Genomic DNA, 1,906 nt, shown 5'->3' with positions numbered 1-1,906 from the left:
ACAGGTCGGCGCCAGAGCGAGGCCGAAGGCCACCGTCTTGCCGGAGCCTGTCTGCGCCGAAACCAGCGCATCGGCCTCGCCGAGTTCCGGCGCCACAACCGCCTTCTGGACGGGCGTCAGCTCGGAATAGCCGCGTTTCTCCAGCGCCCTGGCAAGCGCTGGAACAAGTGCTTCGAAGTTGGACATCTCACTCTTTCGGAATTTAGGGTCCGCGCTCATCATGGAGCACATGCCGGGGCCGACCTAGCGCCAGCCAAACAATCTTGACCGTTCGTACTTCGCGCAGCCGCGATTGTACAGGGCGCAGGGGAAACCGGCGTCGCTCGCCAATTGACTCTTGACGCAAACCGCGTAAAAGCCGGCACCGAACAGGACAGTTTCGATGCGCGGCCTTTTGATGGCGCTTTATGCACTCTACTTCTCCGGCCATGGCAGCATGGTTCGCGGACGGTCGGAGCACGCGTTCCTGCGTTCAACCAAAACTATGGCCAAAACCACCACCAAAACGGTGTGACTCCCTTGGCCTAACCACCCTCTCCCGGGTTCGGCCCGGGGGACGGAACCCGCATCGGCCAGCGGGTTTCTCCAAAAACCAAGCGGAGAGGGACAGGAGATTTTTCGATGAGTTTCAAGGTAGCGATCGTCGGCGCCACGGGCAATGTGGGCCGGGAAATGCTCAACATACTGGAAGAGCGCGGCTTTCCGGTAAGCGAAGTCGTGGCGCTGGCGTCGCGGCGCAGCCAGGGCACGGAAGTGTCGTTCGGCGACCGCACGCTGAAGGTGAAGACGCTCGACCAGTATGATTTTTCCGACACCGACATCTGCATCATGTCGGCCGGCGGCAGCGTCTCCAAGGAATGGTCGCCGAAGATCGGCAAGCAGGGCTGCGTCGTCATCGATAATTCGTCGGCCTTCCGCTACGACCAGGACGTGCCGCTGATCGTGCCGGAAGTGAACCCGGACGCGATCTCGCTGTTCACGCGCAAGAACATCATCGCCAATCCGAATTGCTCGACGGCGCAGCTGGTGGTGGCATTGAAGCCACTGCATGACTTCGCCACCATCAAGCGTGTCGTCGTCGCCACCTATCAATCGGTATCCGGCGCCGGCAAGGAAGGTATGGACGAACTCTTTACCCAGACCCGCGCGGTCTTCGTCGCCGATGGCGTCGAGGTCAAGAAGTTCACCAAGCGCATCGCCTTCAACGTCATCCCGCACATCGACGTGTTCCTCGACGACGGCTCCACCAAGGAAGAGTGGAAGATGGTCGCCGAGACCAAGAAGATGCTCGACCCCAAGATCAAGCTGACGGCGACCTGCGTGCGCGTGCCGGTGTTCATCGGCCATTCGGAAGCGGTCAACATCGAGTTCGAAAAGCCGATCACCGCCGACGAGGCGCGGGATATCCTGCGTGAAGCCCCAGGCTGCCAGGTCTTGGACAAGCGCGAGGACGGCGGCTACATCACGCCGCTGGAATCGGCCGGCGAGGACGCCACCTTCATCTCGCGCATCCGCGAGGATTCGACCATCGACAATGGCCTGTCGATGTGGATCGTCTCCGACAATCTGCGCAAGGGCGCCGCACTCAACGCGGTGCAGATCGCCGAACTGCTGGTCGAGCGCGGCCTGATCCAGCCGAAGAAGAAGGCGGCTTAGTTTTCGCTCACGGGCCGTATCGCCGCTGCCGCGGCGGGCCCTCCGCGGGGGCGCCGAACGATCGGCGGCCCGCAGTCGCGTGTTCGGCCTTTGGCCGTTAGCTCCCTTCTCCCCGTTCACGGGGAGAAGGTCCCGGCAGGGGGATGAGGGGCAGCACCAGCCTCAGCTTCGATTCTCAGCCGCCAACCCAACCAGCAGCTCCAGCGCTTCCTCCGCCCGGTCGGCGGGGACGAACAGATGGTCGTGGTAG

3 protein-coding genes are annotated in these 1,906 nt (G+C 62.6%); 2 read left to right on the top strand and 1 reads right to left on the bottom strand.

Annotation, left to right across the window (positions count from 1 at the left end; translation table 11 throughout):
- Positions 1 to 186 (bottom strand): DEAD/DEAH box helicase (locus EN750_RS32190; protein ID WP_145968120.1); only part of this gene is annotated, 186 nt, incomplete at its 3' end.
- A gap of 196 nt (positions 187 to 382) precedes the next feature.
- Between EN750_RS32190 and EN750_RS41560 the strand changes: the two genes are divergently transcribed.
- Both EN750_RS41560 and EN750_RS32185 read left to right on the top strand, forming a co-directional pair.
- Entirely contained in the window at positions 383 to 514 is a 132-nt protein-coding gene (locus EN750_RS41560) for a hypothetical protein (RefSeq protein WP_281062356.1), read from the top strand.
- Between the two features lie 107 nt (positions 515 to 621).
- Positions 622 to 1,656 carry an aspartate-semialdehyde dehydrogenase gene (locus tag EN750_RS32185; RefSeq protein WP_023814446.1) on the top strand — a complete coding sequence of 345 codons (1,035 nt, stop codon included), beginning with the start codon at positions 622 to 624 and terminating at the stop codon, positions 1,654 to 1,656.
- The last annotated feature ends 250 nt before the right edge of the window (positions 1,657 to 1,906 follow it).

The sequence above is a fragment of the Mesorhizobium sp. M7A.F.Ca.ET.027.03.2.1 genome (genome assembly GCF_003999175.1).
Taxonomy (GTDB): domain Bacteria; phylum Pseudomonadota; class Alphaproteobacteria; order Rhizobiales; family Rhizobiaceae; genus Mesorhizobium.
This window is presented reverse-complemented; position numbering and strand designations above follow the sequence as displayed.

What these genes read in the sequence shown, in the direction of transcription:
- EN750_RS41560 (WP_281062356.1), top strand. Translation starts at nt 383, where the DNA reads ATGCGCGGCCTTTTGATGGCGCTTTATGCACTCTACTTCTCCGGCCAT.
- EN750_RS32185 (WP_023814446.1), top strand. Translation starts at nt 622, where the DNA reads ATGAGTTTCAAGGTAGCGATCGTCGGCGCCACGGGCAATGTGGGCCGG.